This is a genomic window from Pedobacter sp. AC190, assembly GCF_979258025.1.
The window spans coordinates 2,389,971-2,416,207 of the sequence record NZ_OZ409824.1 but is presented as its reverse complement, the minus strand read 5'-3'; the positions used below and the strand labels follow the sequence as shown (position 1 = coordinate 2,416,207).

Sequence of the window (26,237 nt, the reverse complement as noted above, 5' to 3'; positions counted from 1 at the left end):
TATGTAATCAATGCAAAGCCTATGAAATTTTTATTAAGGGTAAATAAATTAGCTATACAAATTGAAAAAACAAAGCCAATCATTGCAGTAAATCAAAAATACCTTTCCAAAGCGATTCGGATTGACTCCAAAGACCAAGAGAAGTTACGGCAACTTCTTTAAGCTGCTTCAAATTGATTGCTAAACAGCATCATAATACGGAAAATACTAATTCTTTTCGCATGATCTTCATTGCCAATAGCAGAGAATTTTTCTTTGCTGCGGATGCGAACTTGATAGATAATTTCCCCTTCAGTGTTTTTCGAAGCTCCCCATCCAGTTGTAGTTATACCGCAATGATGTCATTGCAAACTGATAAAATGAGCAAACCTTAAAAAAAGTTTGCTCGTGGTAACTAAATTAGAGTATAGCGAATTATCTTCCTTCATATGCAGAATTAGTATTTGACAAATAGCTATTATTCCGCTTAAGGATGAACTGAAATCGAATATAAATTGCTATTAAAATAAAAAAGAGTCTTAATAATGGCTATCAGTTAAATCAATAGCTACAAAATATTACATTTCCGAACAAGGTTTTACCATTTTCCCAGAAATTTCTAAATAATGGGTCATTTGCCAAATACACAATATTCCCTCTGCCCGAATCCTGAACACCAATAACTAAGCCTTTTTTCAGTTCTTCTCTTACTTTTTTACCTACAATTCCAGCCATTAAGCTTTTATCTCCAAATTGCCCTACATTCCATCCCTTAACTAATGGCTCATATATTCTGCGGTCTGTTTTAAGTGTGTAATATGATTTGCCAATGCCGTATGAGAAGGGATGAGAAGCGTCCAGGTTGACCTTATATATGGCGCCTGGAATGGTATTTTCATAATCATCTCTATCCTTATCTTTAAAAAGTAGTTTGCTGGCTTCAGGTTTTTCATCCTTTTTTACAGCTACTTCTTTCTTTTTGATATCGAAGCCCTTTTTCTCTAAAACACTCTCAATAGCATCTTCCATTAAAATTAGTTTGCCACCTCTACTAATCCAGCCTTTTAATCCGTCATCAATAAAACTGCTATAATTACCATCAGGAAGAATTAATGTATTTACTTTACTAATATCTAGGTTATTAATATCCCGGGCATTTAAAATAGTCGGCGATAATCCTAAATCGTGTTCTAAATAATACCAGACTTCTCCGAAAGCTAATGATGACACTTCATTTCCAGATACTATAGCAACCTTTGGCTGTTTTAATATCGGATATACATTAGAACCAAAATCTTTGCCTTTTTCTACAAATCCGCTAATTATAGCTTGTATTGGTTTGTCCAGTCTAGAAGAGGCTTGAACAATTTTATTCTTAAGGTCTTTAACCGATTTTTCATTTTCAACGCGTAAAACAATAAGCGTTCCTGCGGGATAGTCTTTACCATTTACCGAAAAAGGTTGATCTGCTTGGCGAACTTTTATGTTTTCCTTTTGTAAAGCAACCAACAGCTGCAAATCTTCACTATTACCCCAACCGAATAACCAAGCTAAAGGTTTATCAACATTCGAAGATGTTGCTTTGCTTTCATCAATTGAAGCGAACTTACCTTTTATACTCTCTTTAGATGCGTAGGCTTTTAAACCATAAACGTAAGGCAATGCCCAAGCGGTAATATCATAAGTGTTAGAATCGGTTACAAAAGTTTGCGGTTCTAATAACACATTTGCAAGAACACCTCTGGATTGCAGTACGTTAACAATTAAATCATTTCTACCTACAGTAAAACTCTCTTCCTTTTGGGTATCATAATCATAACCTCTGCCACTTTTCTCGCCGCCATAAGCAAACTCTATTTTGTTTTTAGTCAATAACTCGGCGAGTTTTTTCAATCTCGATATATTATCTGGTTTTATAATAAAGCTTTTATAAATACCTGGAGCAGTGGTTAATGCTTGTTGAAAATATTTTTTATACTCATCCAATAATTTACCGCGATTTTGAGAAGTAACCTCGACAGTTGACATTCCTGTTGTAAAATGATGTGCAATACGATCTTTTAATGTTAATGTATCGCCATCATTGGTAACCACAGATAAACCTGCCCTAATTCCACCCTGCTCGTAAGTCATTCCTATCGAACCGTTGTATAGTGGGTAAGTATCTCCATAAGATGGATATAGAAGATCGAAACGTTCTTTTGTGAAATACTGCCAGCCTTGTTCATCAAAATATTTAGCATTATTTTTACCAACCACAACCTGAAAACTTTTTTGCCAAGGTGTGATATCCTGGTGTACAGGTTCTGCAGCTGGCGCAAAATAATAAGGCTGATTATAACTCTGCTCGTGAAAATCAACATGAACTTGTGGCATCCACTGGTTGTATAAAGCCAAACGCTGTTTACTTTCTAATTGCGTTTGCCAAGCCCAGTCTCTATTTAAATCAAAATAATAATGATTTGGTCTTCCTCCTGGCCAAGGTTCGATATGCTCTCTCGAAGATGGATCCGAATTGGGTTTTTCTCCGACAACACTGTTAAAATAATTCACATACCGATCTCTACCATCGGGATTTAAGCATGGGTCAATAACAACTACTGTATTTTTTAACCACTCGTTAGCTCTTGTATCTGTGCCAGACGATAAGGTATAAAGCATTTTCATCGCAGTTTCTGTAGAATTGGCTTCATTACCATGCACATTATAGCTCAGCCAAACAATTGCAGGCTGGTTTGCTAAATCAACTCCGTTCGATTTCCCTGTTGCCAACGAAAGATTATTCGCTCTGATTTGCTCGATCTTATTAATGTTTTCTGGCGATGAGATTACAGCCGCAAGTAAAGGTCGCCCCTCATTTGTTTTACCATACTCAATAAGTTTAATATTTTTTGGTGAAGCAGCCGCTGTTTGTTTGAAATATTCGGCAACTTTATGATGCGGCGTGAAATGTGCTCCAAGCTCGTACCCTAAAAACTCATCAGGAGATTTAACTTGAGCCTGCACAAATAAAATAGATGACAGCGCCAATAAGCAGATGGTAAAGAGTTTCTTCATAATTAATAATTTTATCTAATGTACTAATTTTGTTTTTTGTTGTTGCGAAAGCTTAATTTTACCACAAAAATTTTTTCAATTAGCATGATTACGACCGCAGAGTTATATAAGCATTATTTAAAAAACCCAGTAATTTCTACTGATACTCGGAATATTACTGAAGGCTGTATCTTTTTTGCTTTAAAAGGCGATAATTTTAACGCTAATGAATTTGCCGAACAAGCAATTGAAAAAGGAGCTGCTTTTGTTGTAATTGATGAATTAAAATTTGAAATTAACAGCAAATGCCTATTGGTGAATAATGTACTGTTGGCCTTACAGGATTTAGCACGCCATCATCGCAAACAGTTACACATACCAGTTATTGGCTTAACAGGTAGTAATGGTAAAACTACTAGTAAAGAATTGGTAAATGCCGTTTTATCAGAACGATATAAAACATTCGCCACTTTTGGTAATCTTAATAATCACATTGGTGTTCCATTATCCATTTTATCTATTACCGAGGATGTTCAGGTTGCTGTAATAGAAATGGGTGCTAATCATCAAAAGGAAATTGAATTACTTTGCACCATCGCACAACCTACACACGGTATTATTACCAACGTTGGTATGGCACATTTGGATGGATTTGGTGGGTTTGAAGGTGTAAAAAAGGGGAAAGCAGAGCTTTACACCTACCTTAAATATACCAACGGCTATACTTTCGTTAACCGAGATAACGATTTTTTATTAGAGATGAGTGTCGCTGCTGGTTTAACAAAACTAATTTATTACGGTACCGAAAATGGTAATACCATTAAAGGGAGTTTAAAAAGTAGTGATCCATTTATAGAAGTTGACTGGACAAATCACGAGGTTTCTACCTATGTTAAAACCAATTTAACCGGCAGTTATAATTTCGAAAATATTTTAGCGGCAATATGCATTGGCGATTTCTTTGATATGCGCCCTGAAGAAATTAATAATGGTTTGTCAAATTATCAACCAAAAAATAATCGATCGCAATTAACAAAAACGGAGAGCAACACCGTTATATGCGATTTTTACAACGCTAACCCAAGCAGCATGAATGCGGCTTTAAATAATATATCAAAGCTTTCGGCAAATAAAAGGATTGCAATTTTAGGAGATATGTTCGAACTTGGGCCAGAATCTGAAAGCCAGCATCAAATTATAGTAGAACAAGCTTTTACAAGCGATTTGGATAAAGTTATTTTCATCGGAAAGTATTTCTATGCCTTTAAAAATGCAGAAAAAGGAATCTTCTTTGAAACGCCTGCAGAAGCAGCAGATTACCTGATTGCAAATAAAATTACCGATGCTTTGGTATTGCTAAAGGGATCAAGAGGTATGAAACTTGAAAGTTTACTACAATATCTGTAGTCAGAAAGTTATTTTACCTCCTCAACTAACACACCAGCATCACTTACTTCTACAAGTGGGTTATCTCGCATATTCTGCTCAATCTCTATCTCGTAATTGCCTGCATGCGTAAAATGATAGTTTGTTAGTAACGGAAGTTTATAGGCAAAAACATTTCCCGAGCCACTTCCAAGCCATTCACCATCATTTTTGGCTAATCTATATTGATATCGTCTGGTTACTTTATTTTTTTCATCCTTAAAATGAACCAAAACAAAAATATTAGCGTAATGATAATCCGCGGTATGTCTTAATTTAAAACAAAGATTGTACGCTTTAGAAGCATCTTTAATTACAAAGGATGTTTTTATGTGATTACGGTAAGTCCATTTTCTTTCTGGAATTTCGAAATTACTATCAACAACACTCGAGGTACAACCCACAAAAAGTGAAGCAAAACACATAAAAGAAAGTAAAATGACTTGCCTTTTATTCAGTAGCTGGTTTATTTTCTGAGCCATTGTTAGTGTTGCGGCGGTTATTATTTTTTCTACGGTTATTTCTACTTTTATTCTTGCTTGGTTCTGTTGCCTGTGATCCTTCAACTTCTGGTTTACTTTCTAATTTAGCAACAGGTTTGCCTGCTTGCGCTTGCTGAGGTTTCGGACCATTTTGTGACCTTGGTGCTTGTTGTTGTACTTTTTGTTGAGGCTTTGGACCGTTTTGCTGTTGTTTTTGTTGATTAGGATTTTGTTGAGGCTTAGGCTGAACCGACTTATCAGCCGCTGGAACCCTTTCTCTTCTGTTTTGGTTATTATTGCGATTATTTTTCTGGCTATTGTTACGGTTCTGATTATTATTTTTATTTTTCGAACGCTCATCTAAACGAGTTAAGCTATCCTGACCAACAACATTCTCATAATCGAACGATTTTTCTACCACAACAGGTGCAGCAATTTGAACGGCTTCTTCCTTTAAATTAGGTGCTTTTTTACCTGCCTTATTCATTACCATGATTTCTTTTACACGAGCCGCTGCAACTGGTATCCAGTTTTCGTCGCCCTGGTAGCTAAACCACATAATTTTTTTGAAGATATCTGTTTTTTGATGGCGGGCATAACCTGCTTCAGTATCTAAATTTTCAATTCTATCTGGAATATCTTTTAAAGCATCCAAATAAGTATCCAATTCATAATTTAAACAGCACTTTAACTTACCACACTGGCCCGCAAGCTTTAGCGTATTTAATGAAAGATTTTGATAACGAGCCGCAGCGGTAGACACCGTTTTAAAATTTGTTAACCAGGTTGAGCAGCACAATTCGCGACCGCAAGACCCAATTCCACCTAAGCGGCCAGCTTCCTGGCGCATACCTATCTGGCGCATTTCTATACGAATACGGAAATTTTCGGCCATTTTTTTAATCAGTTCGCGAAAATCTACACGGCCATCGGCAGTATAAAAAAATGTTGCTTTGGTTTTATCAGCCTGGTAATCAACATCACTAATTTTCATCGACAAACGTAAATCTAATGCCAGCTTACGAGCCTTATGCATGGTTTCCCATTCCATCTCTTTCGCAGCATTCCATTTTTCTACATCAGCTTCTGTAGCCTTGCGATATATTTTTTTAACAACCTGATCTAATGGCGTTTTGCGACGTTTCATTTGAACGCGAACTAATTCGCCTGTTAGCGAAACGTGGCCAACATCGAAACCACCAGTTGGGCCTTCAACGGCAACCAACTCGCCTATTTCAAGGTAAATATTATCGTTGTTTAGAAAAAACTCCTTTCGCGAGCCTTTAAATTTTATTTCTGTAACCTGAAAAGGTTTATAATTAGAGGGCATATCCAAGTTGGATAGCCAATCGTGAACTTCCATTGTTTGGCAACCGCCAGTGCCACATGAGCCATTACTCTTGCATCCATTAGGGGTGCAACCACCACCTGTTGAACAACTTCCACATCCCATATTAATTGTATATATATTGAGTCCCCGCAGGGAGCGTTTTAAACTTGATAATTTTTACCAATTGTAAAGATACATCTAAAAACAGAATTTTTGGGTTTGCATTTCTTTCAATGTGGTAATGAGCCTTTTCTAACTCGCCAATAATTGCCTCGGCCATAGGCAAGGTAAGCACATGTGCGCTTAACTTTTTAGCTGTTTCCATGGTTAAAGGCGGCAATTTTACCAGCTCTTCGGCACCGCTAATAATTAAACAGCATTCGCGTAAATAATTTACGCCGTATTTTAAAAAATTCTTCTGGTTCTCTCTCCCCCACTTTGCAGCATTATCTGTAAAGTCAATTAAATCGGGCACTTTATTTCCAAAACCCATTCGCAACCAGCTGGTAAATGTGCCCGAACTATCGTTTTGAGAATCTGCCGCCAACGCTTTTGCTTCAATTAGATTTCCATCAGCTAAAAAAGAGTAATCTATAGATTGATGCTCGGTTAAGCCACTATTTTCGAGCAAGTAGGCAGAAACCTCATCTCCAGATAGTTTTGGGATTTTAACAATCTGTGTACGCGATAAAATGGTTGTTAAAATCTGATCCTGACTTTGCGCAATTAAAATAAATAAAGTATTTGCAGGTGGTTCTTCAATCAATTTTAATAAAGCATTTCCAGCCTTATCCAGATATTCTGGTAGCCACATTATTAATACCTTGGTTTGGGCTTCAAAAGCTTTATAACTAAGTTTTTTAATAATATCATGGCACTCGCCAATTGGAATATTTGCTTGTTTGTTTGCTGCATCTAGCTTAGATCGCCAAATGTCCATATCGAAATAGCAATCTTGAAGCAACATATTTCTCCAGTCATCCAAAACATCAACAGCTCTTTTTATACTTGCAGAAGCAAAAAAAGGATATGAAAAATGTAAATCGGGATGAATTAATCTTTCATATTTCCGGCAGCTCGAACATTCGCCACAGCTATCCGTTTCTTTTCTATCCAAGCAGTTTATATATTGTGCATAAGCTATAGCCAAAGGCAAAGCTCCAGAACCCGCAGGCGATAGAAAAAGCTGAGCATGGCTGATGCGGTTTTCTTTTACCGTTCCGACCAACTGTTGCTTAATTCTTTCCTGACCAATGATTTCTTTAAACTGCATTTGGTGCAAAATAAGAAATAGATATGAGATGTTGGTTATTCTGGCTGAGATTTTGACTTTGACCAAACTCTAACAGCTTTAACTATGTATTAAGTTTATTACGCAGGCGTGACAATACCGAAAACCTGTAACTATGTAATTACCTTGTTTTCACTATATTTGAATCTCAATTAATATCTCAAACTAACTTTTGCCATTACAAATGAACTTTTTAAGGTCTTTGTTATTGCTTTTTTTATTGCTCTCAACAATATCAAGCTTTAGCCAGAAAAAAAATAAAACGATAAAAATAATCGTTTTAAATGAAAAGAATGTTCCTTTTCAGCATGTTACTGTGCAACTCTTTTTGGCCAAAAATTCCAGCTCCGTCCAAACTGTTAAAACAGATAATAAAGGTATTGCAATTTTTACCCAACCCACACCAGGAACTTATTTTTTTAATGCAAAAGCTGTAGGTTATGAAACTTATAAAACCAATATTATTAAATCCCCATTCGTTTTAAATAGTTTAACGATTAGAATATTACCCACCAGCCAGTTACTTAAAGAGGTAATTATTGAAGGTAATAAGCCTCGTATTCAGCACATCCAAGGTAAAATTGTTTTAAATATAGATGCAGACATAACCAACACGGGAACAACGGTTTTAGAGCTTTTGGAAAAATCGCCAGGTGTAATGCTAAACAAAGAAGGTGCTATTAGTTTACAAGGCAAATCAACCGTGTTAGTTATGATTGATGAGAAACCCACATATTTATCGGGAGTAGATTTAACAAATTTACTTGCCAGCATGAATTCTGCTCAGGTAAATCAAATAGAATTAATTACCAACCCTTCGGCAAAATACGATGCCAGTGGAAACGGAGGCATAATTAATATTAAAACCAAAAAAAATAACCAGAATGGCTTTAACGGAACAATTACCACAATTGGTGGCTGGAGCCGAGATTATAAAAATAATAATAGCCTGCTACTAAATTATAAAAGGGGTAAAATAAATGCCTTTGCAACGGCAAGTTATAATACAAACAACAATTTTGTAGACATTAATGCTTACCGCAATTATTTTAGCAATAATCAGGCAACGGAGGCGTTGGACCAAACTACAGCCATTTCCAGTCTTACCCATTATAAATTTCTAAAAACTGGATTAGATTTTTACGCGTCTAAAAATACAACTATAGGCCTTGCCTTAAGCGGAACATTGATAAAAAAAGATGGCGAAAGTAATGCGCTTGCAACTTGGAAAAAAGAATCTGGAAGTATAGACTCGGCCATTTCTACAAATAGTAATACCCAATATGAATTTAGAAATGGCGCCATTAACCTTAATCTAAAACAATCCATTGGCGAAAAACAGGATGTATCGGTTGATTTGGATATGCTTAGTTACAGCATGAACAATAACCAGGAGTTTACAAACAAACTCCTAACTTTTAACGGCTATACGCAAGGTACAAATATCGAAGTTCCATCTACAATAAAAATATATGCTGTCAAAGCCGATCATATTATTCATTTCAATGATAATTCACAATTAGAATCAGGAATAAAAGTTTCTTCTATAAATACGGATAATAATGCAGGTTACACCAATTTTAATGGTAGTGTGCGCTATCCCGATTTAAACCGAAGCAATCATTTTAAGTACAAAGAAAACGTTAATGCGATTTATAGCACTTATCAGAAAAAAATGGGCAGAATAAATGCGCAGCTGGGACTACGGTACGAGCATACTGATTACGATGCAAATCAACTTGGAAATGCAGTAAAACCAGATTCTACCTTCTCCAGAAGCTACGGAAATCTTTTCCCATCTGGCTATTTGAGTTATCAGGTAGATTCGCTAAACATATTTACCATAACTGCAAGTCGCAGAATCGACCGCCCGGCATATCAAAAACTTAACCCTTTCACCTTTATCGTAAATAAGTACACAATACAAAGAGGCAATCCATATATACTACCTCAATACAGCTGGAATTTAGAACTTAGTCATCGTTTTAAGCAAATCTTAACAACTTCTCTTTCTTACAGCGTTGTCGACAATTACTTTTCCCAAATTTTTCTTTCCGAAGGATCAGATGTTTTAATTTACACAGATGGCAATGTTGGTAAAATGAACAACTTAGGATTATCGGTTTCGTTACAATTTTCCCCAGCCAGGTGGTGGTTATTTAACGGCCAGGGAAATTTTAATTATAAGAAATTCAATGGCTATCAAAACATTAATTACCAATCTGATATTAATCAATTTCAGTTTAGCCTGAGCAACCAATTTAGCATTACCAAAACATTTAGTGCCGAATTATCTGGTTTCTACCTCACAAAGGCCAGAAACGATTTGCAAGAGTTATTGTACCCTAACGGACAGATTTCGGCGGGATTATCAAAATCAATTCTTAAAGGTAAAGGGAGTTTAAGATTCAATGCCCGCGATATTTTCTTTACCCAGAGAATGGAAGGACTTACCGATTTTCCTCAGGCACAAGAACATTTTAAACTTACAAGAGACAGCAGGCTTTTTGTGCTGAGCTTTAGTTATCGATTCGGCAAACCAATAAAAGCTACAAAACGTTCGAATGGAGGTGCAACCGACGAAATGCGCAGAGCTGGGGGCGTTAATTAGAAAATCAACTTCAGTAGTACTTCGATAAGCCCGTCCCTCTTTTCGCTATATCCCGATAGAAAAAATCGGGGATGCCGCTTCAATAGGGTTTAATTTAATCAAGCCTGTATTTCATACCTTGCTAAAAAGACGAGTTATCAAAAAAGCTTACCTTTGGGGCTTTAACAAATTATATGGCCCGAATTCTTGCCTTCGATTATGGTACTAAACGCATCGGCATCGCCGTTACCGACCCTTTGCAAATTATTGCTACAGGTTTAGATACCGTACACCCAAAAGATGCAATAGAGTATATTAAAAAATACCTTGTCACCGAGCAAGTAGAAGCCTTTGTAATTGGTGACCCAAAACAAATGGATGGTTCAGATTCTGACTCAAAACAGCATGCCAAAGGTTTTTCTACATCGCTTAAAAAAGCTTTTCCAACCATTCCACAACATTGGGTAGACGAACGTTTTACTTCTAAAATGGCGCATCAGGCCATTATGCAAAGCGGTTTAAAAAAAAGCGATCGACAAAATAAGGAGCGTGTAGATACCATAGCCGCCACAATTATTTTACAATATTTTATGGAAACCAACCGTTTATAACAAACAAAATGAGCCTAATAAACGACGATTTACAAGATTTATTAATCAAATACTGCGAGCCAGAGAGTGAATTACTTCAAAATATAGATCGCGAAACCAACCTTAAAGTACTTATGCCTCGCATGCTTTCAGGCCATTATCAAGGTCGTGTTTTAAGTATGTTAAGCAAAATGAATTCGCCAAAACGAATTTTAGAAATTGGCACATTTACAGGTTATGCTACCCTTTGCTTAGCCGAAGGCTTAACAGCTGATGGGTTAATTTACACTTTAGATATTAATGAAGAACTCGAAGACATGGTTCGCAAGAGTTTTAGTGAATCTGAATATCGCGATAAAATTAAATACATTTTGGGCGATGCCACAAAAACCATAACTAGCTTAGATGAGGTTTTCGACATCGTTTTTATCGATGCTGATAAAAAAAACAACGGAACTTATTACGACCTGATTTTTGAGCGTGTTCGCCCGGGCGGAATTATTATTGTTGATAATGTACTATGGAGTGGAAAAGTACTTCAAGAAAAACAAGATAAAGACACAAAAAATATAACTAGTTTTAATGATAAAATAGCTGATGATGAACGGGTTGACAAGTTAATTCTTCCAGTTCGTGATGGGCTTTTTGTAATTCGAAAGAAATAGGATACTCGTGATTCAATAGAAAAAAATGAAAAATATATTTACTTTTTGCATTTTACTTTTAAGTGTAACTCTCTCTAAAGCACAAGAAACAGAAGAATATATTACAGAGCATGCAGAATTTGCGCAAACACTAATGCGTGATCATAAAATTCCAGCAAGTTTAATTTTAGCAGTTGCCATTCACGAATCGGCGGCAGGAAACAGTAAAATTGCACAATACCTTAATAATCATTTTGGGGTAAAAGGCCCAAACAATAATACCGAAATTCGTTCTGCCTATCGCGATTACGAAAGCGATGAAGAATCTTATAGCCATTTCGTAGAAATTATGGAAACGCGTTCGCCTTTTAACAGTTTATTCGAGAAATATGATCAATACGACTATAAAGGCTGGGCAAGAGGTATACAACGTTCGGGTTATGCACATAGTAGAAGCTGGGCAAGCCAGGTTGTGGCTTTAGTTAAAAAGTACGAATTGTATAATTATGACGAACGACCTGAAGGTTACGAAGAACCCGTTTACGTTACAACAACTTATCGTAAAAGAAGTTCGAAAGCCAGAAGCGGTAGAAGCTACACTGTAAAATCTGGCGATAATTTAAGCATTATTGCAAAGAAAAAAGGCACCACCGTTAAAACGCTGATGCAAAAAAACGGATTAAAAAAAGCAAACCTAAAACCTGGACAAAAGATTAAATTGTAATCCTGTTATTTACGACCACTACTATAACCTAATTAATATACTTAACACCTAATGAAATTCAAATACCTATACTTATTGCTTGCTGTTGCTTTTTTTAGCTCTTGCGGATCACGTAAATATTCTAAAAACAATAAACAAATAGAAAAAGCAGCAAATAAAGCCAACAACAATACCTATAAAAGCTACAATACTTTAAGTTATATTGATGAATTTAAAGCTGTAGCTATTGAAGAAATGAACGCTTTCGGAATCCCAGCAAGTATTACCTTGGCTCAAGGCATTTTAGAATCGGGAAGTGGAAACAGCGATTTGGCAAAATATGCAAATAACCATTTTGGTATTAAATGTACTTCAGATTGGAAAGGCAAAAATTATTTTAGAGATGATGATCAAAAAAATGATTGCTTTAGGGTATATAAAGATGCTCGCGAGTCGTTTAAAGATCACTCTGAGTTTTTAAAGCGCAAACGTTACAGCAACCTATTTCAGTTAGATAAAAATGATTATAAAAGCTGGGCTCAAGGACTTAAACAAGCTGGCTATGCGACTAATCCTAAATACCCCGATTTGCTAATTAACACAATCGAAAAGTATCAGCTTTATCAATATGATCAATCTGAAAATGAAAAGCAAAAAATTGCCCGCGAGGATAGGGTTTTTAGTGAAATCAATGAGAATATCCCGAAAGAAAAAGCAAAGTTTACGCCAGTTGATACACCTCCCGTTGGCGCAAAACCAATTTTAGCCGACGGAACTTACACCGTTATTAAAGGCGATACCCTTTATAACATAGCTAAGCGCTTTAACATTAGCATTGATGATTTAAAAATTTTAAATAATATGACTACTGATGGCATTAAACTTGGGCAAGTATTGAAGGTTAAATAATGTTAATCAGATTTATTGCTGACCAGTAAATTGTAGTTTTGTTATCTAATGAGATTTTTAATTGCTTTTATGTATTTCTTTGGCCTATCGGCGATGCTTTATGCGCAAACGAAACCTGTGCAAGGCGTTGTTATTGATAAAGAAACCAAACAGCGATTAGCAAAGGTTTACATTTATAATACCAGAAGCGGCGATGGCATGTATAATACAACCAAAGGAGAATTCAGCACATTTGCAATTCCTGGCGATACTTTAGTCGCGGCACTTTCTGGTTATGGTGTAGATACCATTGTTTTTAAGGGCCAGCCTGCAGCATATTTTCAGTTAAAATCTTTAGGCATTCGTTTAAGAGATGTTTTAATTCGAGAAAAGAAATTATCGCCACAGGAACAATACGAAAAAACCATAAAAGAATATCGTTATGCTAAGCAGAGAGGGAGCAGTAAAGACTTAATTAATTTAGGTAATGGCGGTGTAGGTTTAGGTATAGATGCAATTTATAATTTATTGAGCCGGCAAGGCAAAAACGCAAGGCATTTGCAAAAAATACTGGAAAAAGATTATCGCGAAGACATGATTGATTATCGTTTTACAGCTGGGCTCGTGCAGCAAATTTTAAATATAAAAGACCCTGAATTGAAAGATTTTATGCAACAGTATCGACCAACCTATCAGTTTGTTTTAGATGCAAATGATTATGCTTTCAATCTTTTTATCAGAAATGCTTACAGAAGTTATCGCATGAACCCACAAGCCTTGCGATTACCTGCTCTGCCACAACTTAGCATTGATAAGCTGTGAAAGCGCCAATATTAATAGTTAAAAATTTGCCTGCCGAAGGGATGGCTATTTTTCCATTTATTTTACTCAAAAAAGAAAGTTATAAAAAGGATAAGCAAATTCTCAATCATGAGAAAATCCATTTAAGGCAACAACTAGAACTGCTGATTTTTCCATTTTATTTTCTGTACTTGGTTAACTACTTAATTAACATTTTAAGATATAAAAAACACGATTTGGCTTACCGAAAAATATGCTTTGAACAAGAAGCCTATCAACATGAAAACGACCTGAATTACCTAAAAAATGGAAATTGGTTTGGCTGGCTTGTACTAGGAAAAAGTGGCACTTAGCGGTTAAAAATTAGCACTTTAGTTTTGCCAATTTACTCATTCAGAAATCCAAAATTCTGAACCTCAAATTAAAATCATTTCGTTAAACTTTTTTATCTGTAGTTAATTTTCATTTTCTTTGTAACCAATGAAGAATTTTTTAGCCTCCATAATCATCATTTTAAGCCTCAGTTCTGCGAAATTATATGCTCAGGAGATTGATACAATTCCTATCAATACCAAAGACATGAACATTAGGCTTAAACGTAGTCCGCTGCCAAGCAGAACACTACCTTTGTCTTTTGAGCCTGTAAAACTTCGCCCTGCAGTTGTTAATGCAAAGGTTAATTATTGGAAAACCAAAACTGCTATTGGTATAAACATTAACCAAGCACAATTTAGCGATAACTGGAAAGGTGGTGGTGTAAACTCAATTGCTGTTGGTGGTTTACTAAACTGGAAGGCTGAGTATAGCAAAAACAGCTATAGCTATGTAAGCGAGGTTATTCTTCAATATGGAAAGATTAAAAACAAAGATCAGCTTCAAAAGAAAACTAATGACCGTATTTTCTGGGATAACAAAGCTTCCTTTCAATTATCTAAAAATTGGTATTTCTTCGGTTCAATAAACTTCGAATCTCAGTTCGATAATGGTTATTCGTATTCAACCGTTAACGGCGCAGAAACGGCTACATTAATTTCTAAATTTATGGGGCCTGGTTATTTAACCGAATCTATCGGTTTCGAGTATAAACCAAACAAATATTTCTCAACCAGAATTGGTACGGGTACCGCCAGACAGACTTTTGTTTTAGATACTGCATTATATCGTACAAATGCTAAAAACTTCGGTGTAAGCCCTGGTAAACAATTCAGAAACGAACTTGCATTTCAGGTAGTGGCTGCGTTTGATAAAGATATTTTCACCAATACAAATTTAAAAGCTCGCTACGCCATGTTTATTCCTTACGAGGATATTGCTTTTAAAAGAATTGACCATAGGTTGGATGTTGCGTTAACAGCAAAGATAAACAGGTTTATGAACACAAGTTTAACTGGCGTTTTATTATACGATACCGATACAGGTACCAATAAAATTCAGGCCAGTCAAACCCTTGCGTTAGGCTTTGCATTTGTATTTCCAAGATAAAAGTTAACCGCCTGTTCGTCCGTTTTCCCAATAACAGGTTGTTTGAATTTGTTTGTAGCTAACACCTTTTTCTTTAAGGTATTTTTTAAATCGCTGTACAGATTTCCCCCTTCCAGTGAGGTAAAAGCTTGCATCCTTCCACATTTCCCAACATTTTGGGTGCATATTTTCCATCCATTCTATTGCGTTTTCTGCAGGTGCAATAAGTTCTGATGAAACCGTATCAATCAAAAGTTTAATGTTGTTCAGAGCAGCATCATTTTCGGCTTTCATTTCTAAAACGCCAAAATACTCGTGATTAGATTTTTGAGTAATTTCTCCAAACCACTCATACAAGCCTAAACTGGTTTCATCGCCAAAGAAAAAATGTTGATTTGAATCAAAATCATATTTTATTTTAGCAGCATCTGCAATGAGTTTTAAGCTATCTCCTTTTTGAATATTAACAGCCCAACTACTGCCAATACCTTTTCTATTTAAAAAGAAAATGATTTTGCAGGTTTCTGTTTCCATATCAAAATCGGCTAGAGTATAATGTCGGTATTCGTTAGAATTTATACGGATTAGCACTTCGTTTCCTGGCACGAAATCGGCATTAAGGAAATCGCCTTTAAATGTAACACACTTTAAATTGCCGCTAAGCATTTCTGTTTCTACTACATCAACAGCATATATTTTACTACTGATGATTTTTTCCATCGTATTGGCGAACCAAGAAGGTAATTTCGGCATCGTATTATTTTGTTTAGTAACTTTAGCCAAAAGTAGTTGTCTTATGTTTTTTGTGTTTTACACGAAAAGGATAAAAATTTATACTAAAAGGATTTTATGGCCTTAAGCGTTTACGATAAATCGAACAAGGAATACGTTGTTGGACACAGCATAGATAACTTTATGATTAACCAGCCGCTTGTAACCGAGCGTAGGGAAAAATTCAGCTTCCCTTTTGGCGATGCTGAGTTGGTACAGATTGGTTTTTCGGGGATTTTTATTGTGTATGGCGATGTAATGGTTCGTGAAAATCGGCTTCGTATTAAATCTTTTGATGAAAATGAATTGGTTGAGCTTCATTTTTCGATTTATGGCGGTGGAATTATAGAGAACTTTTTGACCAAAAGAAGGATTGCAATTAAGCCTAACCACCACAATATTATTTATACACCAGATTTTGATGGTACGGCAGAATTTCCAATAGATCAAAAATTGAAATTTTTTGAAGTTCATTTTGACCGAGAACGCTTTATTGACTTAACCAAAGACAGCAGCGTTTTGCTTAGAAGGTTTGCAGATAAGATTATGAATAACAAATCTGTAGAAATATCGCAAACCGATTTACCCATAAGTTTAGCCATGCACAGTTGCATTAACGATATTATGAACTGCCACTTTACTGGCGGTTTAAAATTATTGTTTCTACAATCGAAATGCGTTGAATTACTGGCTTTACAGGCACAGGCATTTGAATTGGCTGATAAGAAAACAGCAGCCCCTAAATTGAAATCGGCTTATGATAAAGAAAGGATTCACTATGCCAGAGAATACTTATTAGCACATGTAAATAACCCGCCATCATTAACCCAACTTGCAAAGGTTGCTGGCATTAATGAGTTTAAGTTAAAAGAGGGCTTCAAAGAAACCTTTCAAAATACAGTTTTCGGCTATTTAAGCGATTACAAACTGATGAAAGCTAAAGAACTTTTAACCAATGGTGAAATGGATATTAAAAATATTTCAGACGAATTGGGCTATTCTTCAGTTCAACATTTTAGCAATGCTTTTAGCAAAAAATTTGGCATAAGCCCTGGCAAAGCCAGATAAACCTTTAATGGTTTTATGCTTTATAAGCTTACTTCTTTTATAAACCCGATTGAGTGGAAATACTTTTTTGGTGCCCGACTTTCGTTAAAAAACTACTATTTTCCCAAAAAAGATTGTAATGAAAGCGGGGCTGAAAACCGCCAAGAATTACACCTCCGTTCCTTTTCAAATATTATATTTTTTTGTGCTTTTTCTTTAAATCGAGATAATCTACATAGTAAAGCACTTTAACCGAAAGGCTATTATTTTGTGGGGAAGCTAAAATTCCACTTAGGTTTTTGTTGTAGCGCTGGGTATAAAAAGTATCGTAAGTTTCGGCTGCATCTTTGTACGATAGGGAAAGTGTACTACCTGGTGCGAATTGCCAGGTGTAAACAAAATCGATATTGAAAACATTGTAGTTTCTATCGGTTCCAGTCAGTGCTGGGCCCTGGTAATCGGTTAAATTTCCGTCGGGCTTAAGCAAATAAAATTCCTTATTTCGTCTATCGCTCCAGTAATGTCTTAACACAACAGTTAAACCCATTAAGTTTGTAAAAGTATATTTTGCATCGAAAGAGTTTTCAACTGTTCTTCGATCGTATTTAGAGAATATAGCCTGATTGCCTTGCGCTGTTACCCAATTAACATAATTGTAATTTGGATTGAAATTTAAATCTAAACCAAAAGCTATTTTATCGTTTAAACGGAAATTTTGAAATAGATAGAAATTATATGATTTTCCTTTAAACAATTGTTGTTCGCGATAACGAACATTACCCCCAAAATTGTAAGCCTTTGCACGATTTGGATTAATGTATAAACCAATTGTAAAGTTTTCTGGCGCCTTATAAATCTGACCATTTCTGGCCTCGTAGAAGTCGTTAGCTTTGGCATCATAATTTAAATCGATTTCTGCCGACCATAAATTTTTAAATCGAACGTAAGAACCTCCTTCTAAGCCGAAACTTTGATAATCGCCAGGCGCTGCTCTTCGAGAATATGAAGTATTAAACCAATTTTGCCACTCGTTATACCATTTACTTGGTTTGTAAATGTTGTAGCCGAAACCAATACGCTGATCTAAAAAGTTGTTATTGGTGAAAAAACCCATATCCGAGGGATCAAATTTATCATCGGCATAAACTTGATTATAACTCCAGGTAAAATTGCCACTTTGCTTTCCTAATCGTAAGGTATAACTGTAGCCTGTACTGGTTTCATTGCCACGTAAATAGCTCATTTTACCTCCGCCGTTAACAAAATATTTATTGCCTTTATTGTTTAAATTGAAAAGTAAGGCGCTTACGTTTGCATCATAAGCACTGCCTTGCCTTAAAACGTTGGTATTAATAAATGTTGCTGAGCTATTGTTTTTTAACGATTGATCGAAAACTAAAATATTGTAATTGGTTAAGGGTTGGGTTTCAACCTCACGGAGGTTTCCATTGGCATCTTCAACCTCGGTTTGCATACTATTGGTAATTGCATTAAAAATACCAATTCCTAAACCTTTTGCAGTACGCCCAGAAATTTTAGTTGCATTTAAAACCTTAGCCTCCGTTTGATCCTTAATTATTTTATCGCCGCTGTTTATTTGACTATAATCTGAATATGCTGGAATAGAACCGATTCGTTTCGAGTAAAATAAATCGCCTTTGTTAAAAAGCTCTGTTCCTTCGGTAAAAAACTGGCGATTTTCGTTAAACTTAACTTCAAATGGTGTAAGATTCAAAATTCTGTTATCAGATTGTACCTGACCAAAGTCGGGCACCAGAGTCATATCCAAGGTAAAACTGTTGTTTATACCATACTTTACATCCATACCACCATTAAATCTCGAAGTGGTATTTTTCACTCCTGGAATATTTGCTGGATAATGATTTACATAAGCCGAAATGTAAGGAGAAAATGAAAGACGAAGGGGCGGTTTAATATCCTTAACGCCCATCCAAAGGCCTTCCTGGTTAATAAAACCGTTAACCGTTGGATTTACAAAGTTCCAGAAAGTTTGTGTATTTGAACGTTGGATTCTTCTGCTAAAGTTTAAGCCCCAGTTTTGAACATCTTTACCAGAAAAACGCAAAGCTGAATAGGGAATTTTCATTTCGCATGTCCAGCCTAAATCGTCTATTTTAACTGCACTTTCCCAAACTGCGTTCCAATTTGGGTCCTCATCACCAACCTGCGAATATTTTGCATCAAACTGAACACCTGCAGCAGTTACAAAGAAACCGTTACCATTCATTTTATCGTAAAAAGGATCAACAATAATTGATATGAAATCGGCATTACCGATGTTATCCCGAGAAACTAATTCATGAGAAACACTATCCTTATTATCGTACATTCTTGCATAAACGTAAATGGCAACATCATCATAAATCACTTTCATTTCAGTGCGTTTATCCTTTCCCTCTACCCGACCAGGAACTGGTCTGATTTCGAAAAAATCTGTTGCAATGGGTACATTTACCCAACAGGCATCGTCTAAAATACCATCAATTTTTGGTGTCGCAGCAGTTCTCACCGCAGATAGTTGTTTCTGTTTTGCAGGGTCTTGCGCCTGAAGATAGGTGTAACAAAACAGGCTCAACAAGAGTAGATAGAATTTCATTTGGATGGCTTAGTTAACCATAAGACTAGTTGTTATTGGAAATGTTGCACCGAACTGAAAATTTAGTTTAACATAATTGTAAGTTTTGGCTTTGACTTGCAAAGATTTACAAGCAAAATTTGATACATTTGCCCTTTATTAAAAACAAGTAGCTTTTGCTTTAGGGCAACAGGCTTTTAGCTTATAAAAAGATGTTTGATAATTTACAGGACAAGCTAGACAGAGCATTTAAAGTATTAAAAGGACAAGGCAATATTACGGAAATCAACGTGGCAGAAACCATGAAAGAGATTCGTAAAGCACTATTAGATGCCGATGTTAACTATAAAACCGCCAAAGCATTTACCGATGATGTAAGGCAAAAAGCATTAGGACAAAACGTATTAACTGCGGTTTCTCCTGGTCAGTTACTTACCAAAATAATGAACGATGAGCTTGCTGCCTTAATGGGTGGTGAAGTTACTGAGTTAGAAACCAAAGCCAATCCAACCATTATTTTAATTGCAGGCTTAAACGGTGCGGGTAAAACAACCTTCGCAGGTAAGTTGGCTTTGCACTTAAAAGGTAAAGGCAAAAAACCTTTATTGGTAGCTGGCGATATGTACCGCCCTGCAGCTGTAGATCAGTTGGAGGTTTTAGGAACTTCAGTTGGTGTTTCAGTTTATGCAAACCGCGATTCTAAAGATCCAGTTGGTATTGCTTTAGAAGGTATTGCTCATGGTAAAGAAAACGGAAATAACGTAATTATTATCGATACAGCTGGTCGCTTAGCGATCGACGAATCTTTAATGAACGAAATTTCTGAAGTTAAAGCCAAAACACAACCGCACGAAATTTTATTTGTGGTCGATTCAATGACTGGTCAGGATGCTGTGAATACTGCAAAAGTATTTAACGACAGATTAGACTTTACTGGTGTTGTTTTAACCAAATTAGATGGTGATACACGTGGTGGTGCTGCACTTTCAATTAAATCGGTCGTAAACAAACCGATTAAATTTATTGGTACAGGCGAGAAAATGGAAGCACTTGATGTGTTTTATCCTGATCGTATGGCATCACGTATTTTAGGTATGGGTGATGTGGTTTCGCTTGTTGAACGTGCTCAGATGCAGTTCGATGAGAAAGAAGCGGCAGAATTACAGAAAAAAATTCGCAAAAATAAATTCGATTTCAACGATTTCTATAACCAGATTCAACAAATTAAGAAGATGGGTAATATGAAAGATTTGATGGGCATGATTCCTGGCGTTGGCAAAATGATGAAAAATGTAGATATCGAAGATGATGCATTTAAATCAATCGAAGCAATTATCCAATCGATGACACCATTTGAAAAGGAAAATCCAGATAGCATTCAGCAAAGCCGTCGTTTACGTATTGCAAAAGGCTCGGGCCGAAAAATAGAAGAGGTAACCAAACTAATTAAGCAATTTGAAGATATGCGCAAAATGATGAAGCAATTCTCAAATCCTGCTGCTGCTGCCGCAATGATGAAAAATATGCCTAAAATGCCATTTGGAAGAAGCTAATAAGCTAAAAGTTGAAAGAATAAGGTTAGAAGCATATTGCAGATATTCAAATTCCAATCAGAAATGGTTGGGATTTTTTTTTTGGAAATGATTATTTGGTTTCATTGGCAACATCAGTCCCGCTTTTCCTCCAATCTTTTTTACCTGTTGGGCAAAATGAAGGCTAATGCGAACAAAAAAAGTATTTTCGTTCAATCGGGTTTAATTAACGCAAAACAGCGAATTAACTCGGCTTTCAAATGTTTATTACTTAAAAACCATGGGCTTTAACTGAAAAAACCTCTGTATAAAAGAAATGCCTTTGGGAACCACTCCAAAGGCATAATCAACCTAAACCTCAAACTAAACTATGAAAAATCTTTTGCCTTTTCAGGCTATATACTAAAATCTGCAAAAGCAGAAATATTATCATTTACTCGAAGAGATAAAATTAAATAACTGTTTCTCTTTTTGGTGGTGCAAAGGTAATAACTATTTTTCAATTACAAAATATTTATTTAAAAAAATTTTTATAATACAAAATGATGACAATTAGTGTGTTTAATTCACGAAGAGAAAGCACCTTAAACTACTTATAATCAGAAATTTGAATATGCTCTGTACAAAAGTCATATTCCTGAATTTGATTAGAACCTATTATAGTTAATCTATCTTTTGCAAAATTTTCTATTAACTCTCTGTACCAACTTATACCCTGAACGTCTAAATTGCTGGTAGGTTCATCTAAAAATAATATAGGTGTATCTGCGCAGCAAGCCAAAGCTAGTTTTGTTCTTTGCTTCATTCCAGATGAAAAATACTTAATTTCCTTGTTAGCCGATTTTTCTAAACCTAAAATTGAAATTAGCTTTTTAGCATCAACATCCTTAGCTATTTTTTTGAATTTGAAATGAAAATTGATAATCTCTTTCAAGGTAAATGTTTCTACCAATTCCAAATAAGGAGCTGCAAGACTTATATATTGATAAATATCTTCAACAGGAATGTCTTTAATATCGGAAAAAGAAATTTCCCCTTCAGATGGAGATAAGCTGCCTGTTAAAACGCTCAATAATGTCGATTTGCCCGAGCCGTTCGGCCCAAGTATAGCATAACTATTTCCTAAAGTAAATTCTTTGCTCAGGCTTCTAAAAATCCATTCTTTGTTAAAACGGCGACCAACATTACTTAAGGTTATCTTCATTGTTTTTAGTTTCAATGCGAATATCAAGATTTGACAAGAGCCTTTAACATACAAACACTATTATCTATTCCGATATATTGCCCATAATTAGGTGTAATATGATAACCAACTTTTTGATAAAGTGCAATCGCCTCGGGTTGCTTTTTTCCAGTTTCTAAAACGCACTCCGAAAAACCAAGTTCAGCTGCCCAATTTTCTAGCTCTGCTAAAATTTTAATGGCAATACCCTTTTTTCTGCTTTGAGGATGCACAAACATCTGTTTTACTTCAGCAGCGGTATCTGAGAATGGCTTTATAGCACCACAGCCTACGGGAATATTATTGCAAAAGGCAACAACCACTTCTTTTATTGCATCAACTTTATTAAACTGCGCGTAAAAGGCGTGCTCTTCGCCATCTCTAATCGCTAAATCTTTATCCAACAAAGTAACCAATTCTCTAAAATTGGCATGATCTGAATTGGTTCTGATTAGCGTTATATCATCCATGAATGTTTTGCTTTTAGCTTTGGTTTTTCCGCTTAACTTCCCATTCCAAAACCTTTCATCACACCTCGGTTAGAGTTACGAATGAAATCTACAATCTCATCGCGAATCTCAGTAGGTTTGAATTCAGCTTCGATCATATCCAAGGCTTTGGTTACGTTATTGTGTTTTACAAAAAGTACACGATAAATTTCCTGAATTTCATCAATTTGCTCATTGGTAAAACCTCTTCTACGCAAACCAACAGAATTTATCCCCGCATAAGAAAGTGGCTCACGGGCAGCCTTAACATAAGGCGGAACGTCTTTTCGAACTAATGAACCACCAGTTACAAAAGCATAAGAACCAACCTTAACAAATTGATGAATAGCCACCAATCCTGCTAAAACTACATTGTTTCCAATTGTAATGTGCCCTGCTAAAGTTGTGCTATTCGAGAAAATACAATTATCTCCAACTTCACAATCGTGCGCAATATGCGAATAAGCTTGAATTAAGCAATTGCTTCCAATTACTGTTTTCCATTTATCTTTAGTTCCGCGGTTTATGGTAACACATTCGCGAATGGTGGTATTGTCGCCAATTTCTGCAGTTGTTACTTCTCCTGCAAATTTTAAATCCTGAGGTTCGCCAGAAATAACGGCTCCAGGAAAAATACGGCAGTTTTTACCAATTCGTGCACCATCCATAATGGTTACGTTCGAACCAATCCAAGTTCCTTCGCCAATAACAACATCTTTATGTATTACAACAAATGGTTCGATTACTACGTTTTCGGCAATTTTTGCCTGGGGATGTATGTATGCTAAAGGTTGTATCATTTATTGAGCAGGTTCTGTTTGTTTAATTTTAGAAATTTGAGCCATCATTTCAGCCTCAACTACGATTTTTTCGCCGACCATACCAACACCTTTCATTTGGGCAATGCCTCTTCTAATTGGCTCAAGTAAATCACAGCGGAAAACAATTGTATCGCCAGGAAGCACTTGTGCTCTGAAACGTACATTATCTATTTTTAAGAAATAAGTTAAATAATTCCTCGGATCTGGTACGGTACTTAGTACTAAAATACCACCAACCTGCGCCATGGCTTCAATCTGGATTACTCCAGGAAAAACTGGTGCCCCAGGAAAATGTCCTTTAAAAAACTCTTCATTCATGGTTACGTTTTTAACGCCCACAACGTGGTTTTTAGACAACTCTAGTATCTTATCTACAAATAGAAAAGGTTGGCGATGTGGCAATATGTCCATAATCTGAACAATATCATATAATGGCTTAGCGCTTGGATCGTACACCTTTTGGATTTTTTTATTTTTTTCTTTTTTAATAGCTGCTTTTATTTTTTTTGCAAAAGCAACGTTCGCTGCATGGCCTGGACGGGCAGCCATAATATGGCCTTTCAAATGCATACCTACCAAAGCTAAATCGCCAATCATATCTAATAATTTATGACGGGCAGGTTCATTTTGGTAACGAAGCTCCATGTTATTCAGGATTCCCTGAGGTGCAACATCTATATCTTTTCGGTTAAAAAGCTTCGCCAAATGATTTAATTCATCTTTGGTTACTTCTTTATCAACAATTACGATGGCATTATTTAAATCACCACCTTTGATTAAGTTGTGTTGCAACTGATATTCTAATTCGTGTAAGAAACAGAAAGTTCTGCACGAAGCAATTTCTTTTTTAAACTCTGCAATGGTATTAATTCCAGCATGCTGGCTTCCTAAAACTGGAGAATTATAATCAATCATACAAGTAAAACGATAGTCATCCAAAGGCATGGCTACGATTTCAACTTTTCGATCAGCTTCTGTATAGGTAATGTTATGGGGAATAGTAAAATATTCGCGATCAGCATTTTGCTCTATAGTACCAGCTTCTTCTAATAAATCAATAAACTGAATGGAGCTACCATCCATAATAGGAGTTTCAGGACCATCAAGCTTAATTAAAACGTTATCCAAATCCATACCAACTAAAGATGCCATAACATGCTCTACAGTGCTTACGCTTGCTCCATTTTGAGTAATAGTAGTCCCTCTAGAAGTATCCGTTACGTTATCTGCATCAGCATCGATAATTGGTTGTCCATCTAAATCAATGCGTTGAAATTTAAACCCGTGATTTTCTGGTGCAGGGCAAAAAGTTAAGGTAACATTAGCTCCAGTGTGTAAACCCACGCCTGAGGCTGATATTTCTTTGTTAATCGTTCTTTGTCTAACGTTCATTGTTTATTGTATTCTTTTCCAGTTCTGATGTAAGTCTTTTCAATTCTTCTTCGAGTACGTTAATTCTTTTTTCTACATCTGGAAGATGTTTAAAAATTACAGAAGCACGCATCCAGTTACGCAAAGGTTGTGCAGGACTACCGTGCCATTGTTTATTTTCTTCAGTAATATTAAAGTTAATGCCAGCTTGAGCCCCAATTTGGGTTCCTTTTGCTAGTGTTAAATGACCAGCAATACCTACCTGTCCTCCAATAACGCTATTTGGCCCTATTTTAGTACTACCAGAAACGCCTGATTGTGCTGCTAGAACGGTATTTTCGCCAATTTCAGCATTATGAGCAATTTGAATCAGATTATCAATTTTTGCTCCTTTTTTTATAATTGTTGAGCCCATTGTAGCTCTATCAACCGTTGTGTTTGCACCAATTTCTACATCGCTTTCGATAATAACATTACCAATTTGAGGTATTTTATTATAAGTTCCGTCTTTCTGGGGTGCAAATCCAAAACCATCGCTCCCAATAACCGTATTAGAATGAATAATTACTCTATCGCCGATAATTGAATTGTGATAAATTTTTACACCTGGAAAAAAAGTACAGTTCTCTCCTATTTTAGAGTTAGCGCCAATGTAGGTTTGCGTAGTAACTTTTGTACCTGCAGCTATTTCAACATTTTCGGCTACATAAGCAAAAGCACCAATAAAAACGCCTTTTCCAATTTTTGCAGTCGGGTGTACATAAGCTAATTTATCAATACCAGCTTCTTGCTCCTGAGCATTTACAGCTTCATTATACTTATCTAATAAAATAGTAAATGAACTATAAGGATTCTCAACACGAACCAAAGTGCTGGTATAATCTTGCGTTGGATTAAAGTCTTTTGAAACGATAACCACCGAAGCCTTAGTAGAATACAAAAAGTTTTCATACTTAGGGTTGGAAAGAAAAGACAACGAGCCTTCCTTACCATCTTCTATTTTAGAGAGTTCAGTTACGGCTACATCAGGGTTACCATCTATGGAACCGTTTAAAAACTCGCTTATCTGCTTGGCAGTAAATTGCATCGTACAAAGGTAAATGTTAAATTGATATGAACAAAAAAACCTGTAAGGGTTAAACCGTGTATATTCTACACAATAATAAGAG

23 protein-coding genes are annotated in these 26,237 nt (G+C 35.9%); 12 read left to right on the top strand and 11 right to left on the bottom strand.

The genetic code is table 11. The features are described 5' to 3' along the window. Positions 1–21: 21 nt before the first annotated feature. Entirely contained in the window at positions 22–162 is a 141-nt protein-coding gene (locus tag ACZZZI_RS10650) for a hypothetical protein (RefSeq protein WP_316755006.1), read from the top strand. Between the two features lie 378 nt (positions 163–540). On the opposite strand, the gene ACZZZI_RS10645 is transcribed toward ACZZZI_RS10650, so the two are convergent. Continuing rightward, positions 541–3,036: a M14 family metallopeptidase gene (locus ACZZZI_RS10645; protein WP_463489398.1), complete on the bottom strand. Its 2,496-nt coding sequence runs from the start codon at positions 3,034–3,036 to the stop codon at positions 541–543. Between the two features lie 84 nt (positions 3,037–3,120). Here ACZZZI_RS10645 and ACZZZI_RS10640 point away from each other — a divergent pair, with 84 nt between their 5' ends. Then, on the top strand, positions 3,121–4,422 hold the full coding sequence (locus ACZZZI_RS10640) for a UDP-N-acetylmuramoyl-tripeptide--D-alanyl-D-alanine ligase (RefSeq protein ID WP_463489397.1): 1,302 nt from the start codon (positions 3,121–3,123) through the stop codon (positions 4,420–4,422). An 8-nt stretch (positions 4,423–4,430) separates the two neighbouring features. On the opposite strand, the gene ACZZZI_RS10635 is transcribed toward ACZZZI_RS10640, so the two are convergent. The 3 genes from ACZZZI_RS10635 to ACZZZI_RS10625 are packed head-to-tail and all read right to left on the bottom strand — an operon-like array spanning position 4,431 to position 7,525. Then, complete coding sequence (locus ACZZZI_RS10635) at positions 4,431–4,922, bottom strand: gliding motility lipoprotein GldH (RefSeq protein WP_316755000.1); 492 nt, start codon at positions 4,920–4,922, stop codon at positions 4,431–4,433. Next, on the bottom strand, positions 4,891–6,375 hold the full coding sequence (locus ACZZZI_RS10630) for a PSP1 domain-containing protein (protein ID WP_463489396.1): 1,485 nt from the start codon (positions 6,373–6,375) through the stop codon (positions 4,891–4,893). Before ACZZZI_RS10630 ends, ACZZZI_RS10635 begins: the two co-directional genes overlap by 32 nt. 1 nt (position 6,376) lies before the next feature. After that, positions 6,377–7,525, bottom strand: coding sequence for a DNA polymerase III subunit (locus ACZZZI_RS10625; RefSeq protein WP_463489395.1), 1,149 nt, complete (start codon positions 7,523–7,525; stop codon positions 6,377–6,379). A gap of 202 nt (positions 7,526–7,727) precedes the next feature. Between ACZZZI_RS10625 and ACZZZI_RS10620 the strand changes: the two genes are divergently transcribed. The 8 genes from ACZZZI_RS10620 (at position 7,728) to ACZZZI_RS10585 (ending at position 15,241) form a co-directional block, all read left to right on the top strand. Then, the gene (locus tag ACZZZI_RS10620) at positions 7,728–10,154 is read left to right on the top strand and encodes an outer membrane beta-barrel protein (protein WP_463489394.1); all 2,427 of its coding nucleotides are present in this window, start codon (positions 7,728–7,730) and stop codon (positions 10,152–10,154) included. A 173-nt stretch (positions 10,155–10,327) separates the two neighbouring features. Beyond that, positions 10,328–10,744 (top strand): Holliday junction resolvase RuvX, encoded by a 417-nt coding sequence (gene ruvX / locus ACZZZI_RS10615; RefSeq protein WP_316754992.1) that lies wholly within the window; start codon positions 10,328–10,330, stop codon positions 10,742–10,744. An 8-nt stretch (positions 10,745–10,752) separates the two neighbouring features. Then, complete coding sequence (locus tag ACZZZI_RS10610) at positions 10,753–11,388, top strand: O-methyltransferase (RefSeq protein WP_316754990.1); 636 nt, start codon at positions 10,753–10,755, stop codon at positions 11,386–11,388. 25 nt (positions 11,389–11,413) lie between these two features. Beyond that, positions 11,414–12,091: a glucosaminidase domain and LysM peptidoglycan-binding domain-containing protein gene (locus ACZZZI_RS10605; RefSeq protein WP_344768219.1), complete on the top strand. Its 678-nt coding sequence runs from the start codon at positions 11,414–11,416 to the stop codon at positions 12,089–12,091. Positions 12,092–12,142: 51 nt separating this feature from the next. Then, on the top strand, positions 12,143–12,979 hold the full coding sequence (locus ACZZZI_RS10600) for a glucosaminidase domain-containing protein (RefSeq protein ID WP_316754986.1): 837 nt from the start codon (positions 12,143–12,145) through the stop codon (positions 12,977–12,979). 48 nt (positions 12,980–13,027) lie between these two features. Further along, a complete protein-coding gene (locus ACZZZI_RS10595) occupies positions 13,028–13,780 on the top strand; it encodes a hypothetical protein (RefSeq protein WP_316754985.1) in 753 nt (250 codons plus the stop codon). After that, positions 13,777–14,112, top strand: a complete 336-nt coding sequence (locus ACZZZI_RS10590) for a hypothetical protein (protein ID WP_316754983.1) — start codon at positions 13,777–13,779, stop codon at positions 14,110–14,112. Before ACZZZI_RS10595 ends, ACZZZI_RS10590 begins: the two co-directional genes overlap by 4 nt. 127 nt (positions 14,113–14,239) lie before the next feature. Then, positions 14,240–15,241 (top strand): DUF3078 domain-containing protein, encoded by a 1,002-nt coding sequence (locus tag ACZZZI_RS10585; RefSeq protein WP_316754980.1) that lies wholly within the window; start codon positions 14,240–14,242, stop codon positions 15,239–15,241. 3 nt (positions 15,242–15,244) lie between these two features. Here ACZZZI_RS10585 and ACZZZI_RS10580 read toward each other — a convergent pair whose 3' ends face one another. After that, on the bottom strand, positions 15,245–15,973 hold the full coding sequence (locus ACZZZI_RS10580; RefSeq protein WP_463489393.1) for a siderophore-interacting protein: 729 nt from the start codon (positions 15,971–15,973) through the stop codon (positions 15,245–15,247). Between the two features lie 96 nt (positions 15,974–16,069). On the opposite strand from ACZZZI_RS10580, the gene ACZZZI_RS10575 reads away from it, so the two are divergent. Beyond that, positions 16,070–17,059 (top strand): helix-turn-helix transcriptional regulator, encoded by a 990-nt coding sequence (locus ACZZZI_RS10575; protein ID WP_344768227.1) that lies wholly within the window; start codon positions 16,070–16,072, stop codon positions 17,057–17,059. Between the two features lie 172 nt (positions 17,060–17,231). Here ACZZZI_RS10575 and ACZZZI_RS10570 read toward each other — a convergent pair whose 3' ends face one another. Beyond that, entirely contained in the window at positions 17,232–19,655 is a 2,424-nt protein-coding gene (locus tag ACZZZI_RS10570; protein WP_344768229.1) for a DUF5916 domain-containing protein, read from the bottom strand. A 191-nt stretch (positions 19,656–19,846) separates the two neighbouring features. Between ACZZZI_RS10570 and ffh the strand changes: the two genes are divergently transcribed. Beyond that, positions 19,847–21,187: a signal recognition particle protein gene (ffh, locus tag ACZZZI_RS10565; protein ID WP_463489392.1), complete on the top strand. Its 1,341-nt coding sequence runs from the start codon at positions 19,847–19,849 to the stop codon at positions 21,185–21,187. A 568-nt stretch (positions 21,188–21,755) separates the two neighbouring features. On the opposite strand, the gene ACZZZI_RS10560 is transcribed toward ffh, so the two are convergent. From ACZZZI_RS10560 to lpxD, 5 genes are read right to left on the bottom strand one after another with little or no spacing between them, the layout of a single operon-like run. Next, complete coding sequence (locus tag ACZZZI_RS10560) at positions 21,756–22,370, bottom strand: ABC transporter ATP-binding protein (RefSeq protein WP_463489391.1); 615 nt, start codon at positions 22,368–22,370, stop codon at positions 21,756–21,758. Between the two features lie 23 nt (positions 22,371–22,393). Further along, positions 22,394–22,858 carry a GNAT family N-acetyltransferase gene (locus ACZZZI_RS10555; protein WP_463489390.1) on the bottom strand — a complete coding sequence of 155 codons (465 nt, stop codon included), beginning with the start codon at positions 22,856–22,858 and terminating at the stop codon, positions 22,394–22,396. 32 nt (positions 22,859–22,890) lie between these two features. Continuing rightward, complete coding sequence (gene lpxA, locus ACZZZI_RS10550) at positions 22,891–23,676, bottom strand: acyl-ACP--UDP-N-acetylglucosamine O-acyltransferase (protein ID WP_154281849.1); 786 nt, start codon at positions 23,674–23,676, stop codon at positions 22,891–22,893. Next, positions 23,677–25,089: a bifunctional UDP-3-O-[3-hydroxymyristoyl] N-acetylglucosamine deacetylase/3-hydroxyacyl-ACP dehydratase gene (locus ACZZZI_RS10545; protein WP_316754962.1), complete on the bottom strand. Its 1,413-nt coding sequence runs from the start codon at positions 25,087–25,089 to the stop codon at positions 23,677–23,679. Continuing rightward, positions 25,079–26,155, bottom strand: coding sequence for a UDP-3-O-(3-hydroxymyristoyl)glucosamine N-acyltransferase (lpxD, locus tag ACZZZI_RS10540; protein WP_344768241.1), 1,077 nt, complete (start codon positions 26,153–26,155; stop codon positions 25,079–25,081). Before lpxD ends, ACZZZI_RS10545 begins: the two co-directional genes overlap by 11 nt. Positions 26,156–26,237 lie beyond the last annotated feature (82 nt).

Excerpts from the sequence above, each read along its gene's own strand:
- ruvX (WP_316754992.1), top strand. The coding sequence starts at position 10,328 with ATGGCCCGAATTCTTGCCTTCGATTATGGTACTAAACGCATCGGCATC.
- ACZZZI_RS10555 (WP_463489390.1), bottom strand. The coding sequence starts at position 22,858 with ATGGATGATATAACGCTAATCAGAACCAATTCAGATCATGCCAATTTT.
- ACZZZI_RS10640 (WP_463489397.1), top strand. The coding sequence starts at position 3,121 with ATGATTACGACCGCAGAGTTATATAAGCATTATTTAAAAAACCCAGTA.
- ACZZZI_RS10620 (WP_463489394.1), top strand. The coding sequence starts at position 7,728 with ATGAACTTTTTAAGGTCTTTGTTATTGCTTTTTTTATTGCTCTCAACA.
- ACZZZI_RS10650 (WP_316755006.1), top strand. The coding sequence starts at position 22 with ATGAAATTTTTATTAAGGGTAAATAAATTAGCTATACAAATTGAAAAA.
- ACZZZI_RS10630 (WP_463489396.1), bottom strand. The coding sequence starts at position 6,375 with ATGGGATGTGGAAGTTGTTCAACAGGTGGTGGTTGCACCCCTAATGGA.
- ACZZZI_RS10600 (WP_316754986.1), top strand. The coding sequence starts at position 12,143 with ATGAAATTCAAATACCTATACTTATTGCTTGCTGTTGCTTTTTTTAGC.
- ACZZZI_RS10610 (WP_316754990.1), top strand. The coding sequence starts at position 10,753 with ATGAGCCTAATAAACGACGATTTACAAGATTTATTAATCAAATACTGC.
- ACZZZI_RS10595 (WP_316754985.1), top strand. The coding sequence starts at position 13,028 with ATGAGATTTTTAATTGCTTTTATGTATTTCTTTGGCCTATCGGCGATG.
- ACZZZI_RS10635 (WP_316755000.1), bottom strand. The coding sequence starts at position 4,922 with ATGGCTCAGAAAATAAACCAGCTACTGAATAAAAGGCAAGTCATTTTA.
- ACZZZI_RS10585 (WP_316754980.1), top strand. The coding sequence starts at position 14,240 with ATGAAGAATTTTTTAGCCTCCATAATCATCATTTTAAGCCTCAGTTCT.
- ACZZZI_RS10605 (WP_344768219.1), top strand. The coding sequence starts at position 11,414 with ATGAAAAATATATTTACTTTTTGCATTTTACTTTTAAGTGTAACTCTC.
- ACZZZI_RS10545 (WP_316754962.1), bottom strand. The coding sequence starts at position 25,089 with ATGAACGTTAGACAAAGAACGATTAACAAAGAAATATCAGCCTCAGGC.
- ACZZZI_RS10575 (WP_344768227.1), top strand. The coding sequence starts at position 16,070 with ATGGCCTTAAGCGTTTACGATAAATCGAACAAGGAATACGTTGTTGGA.
- lpxA (WP_154281849.1), bottom strand. The coding sequence starts at position 23,676 with ATGATACAACCTTTAGCATACATACATCCCCAGGCAAAAATTGCCGAA.
- ACZZZI_RS10580 (WP_463489393.1), bottom strand. The coding sequence starts at position 15,973 with ATGCCGAAATTACCTTCTTGGTTCGCCAATACGATGGAAAAAATCATC.
- ffh (WP_463489392.1), top strand. The coding sequence starts at position 19,847 with ATGTTTGATAATTTACAGGACAAGCTAGACAGAGCATTTAAAGTATTA.
- ACZZZI_RS10645 (WP_463489398.1), bottom strand. The coding sequence starts at position 3,036 with ATGAAGAAACTCTTTACCATCTGCTTATTGGCGCTGTCATCTATTTTA.
- ACZZZI_RS10560 (WP_463489391.1), bottom strand. The coding sequence starts at position 22,370 with ATGAAGATAACCTTAAGTAATGTTGGTCGCCGTTTTAACAAAGAATGG.
- ACZZZI_RS10625 (WP_463489395.1), bottom strand. The coding sequence starts at position 7,525 with ATGCAGTTTAAAGAAATCATTGGTCAGGAAAGAATTAAGCAACAGTTG.
- lpxD (WP_344768241.1), bottom strand. The coding sequence starts at position 26,155 with ATGCAATTTACTGCCAAGCAGATAAGCGAGTTTTTAAACGGTTCCATA.
- ACZZZI_RS10570 (WP_344768229.1), bottom strand. The coding sequence starts at position 19,655 with ATGAAATTCTATCTACTCTTGTTGAGCCTGTTTTGTTACACCTATCTT.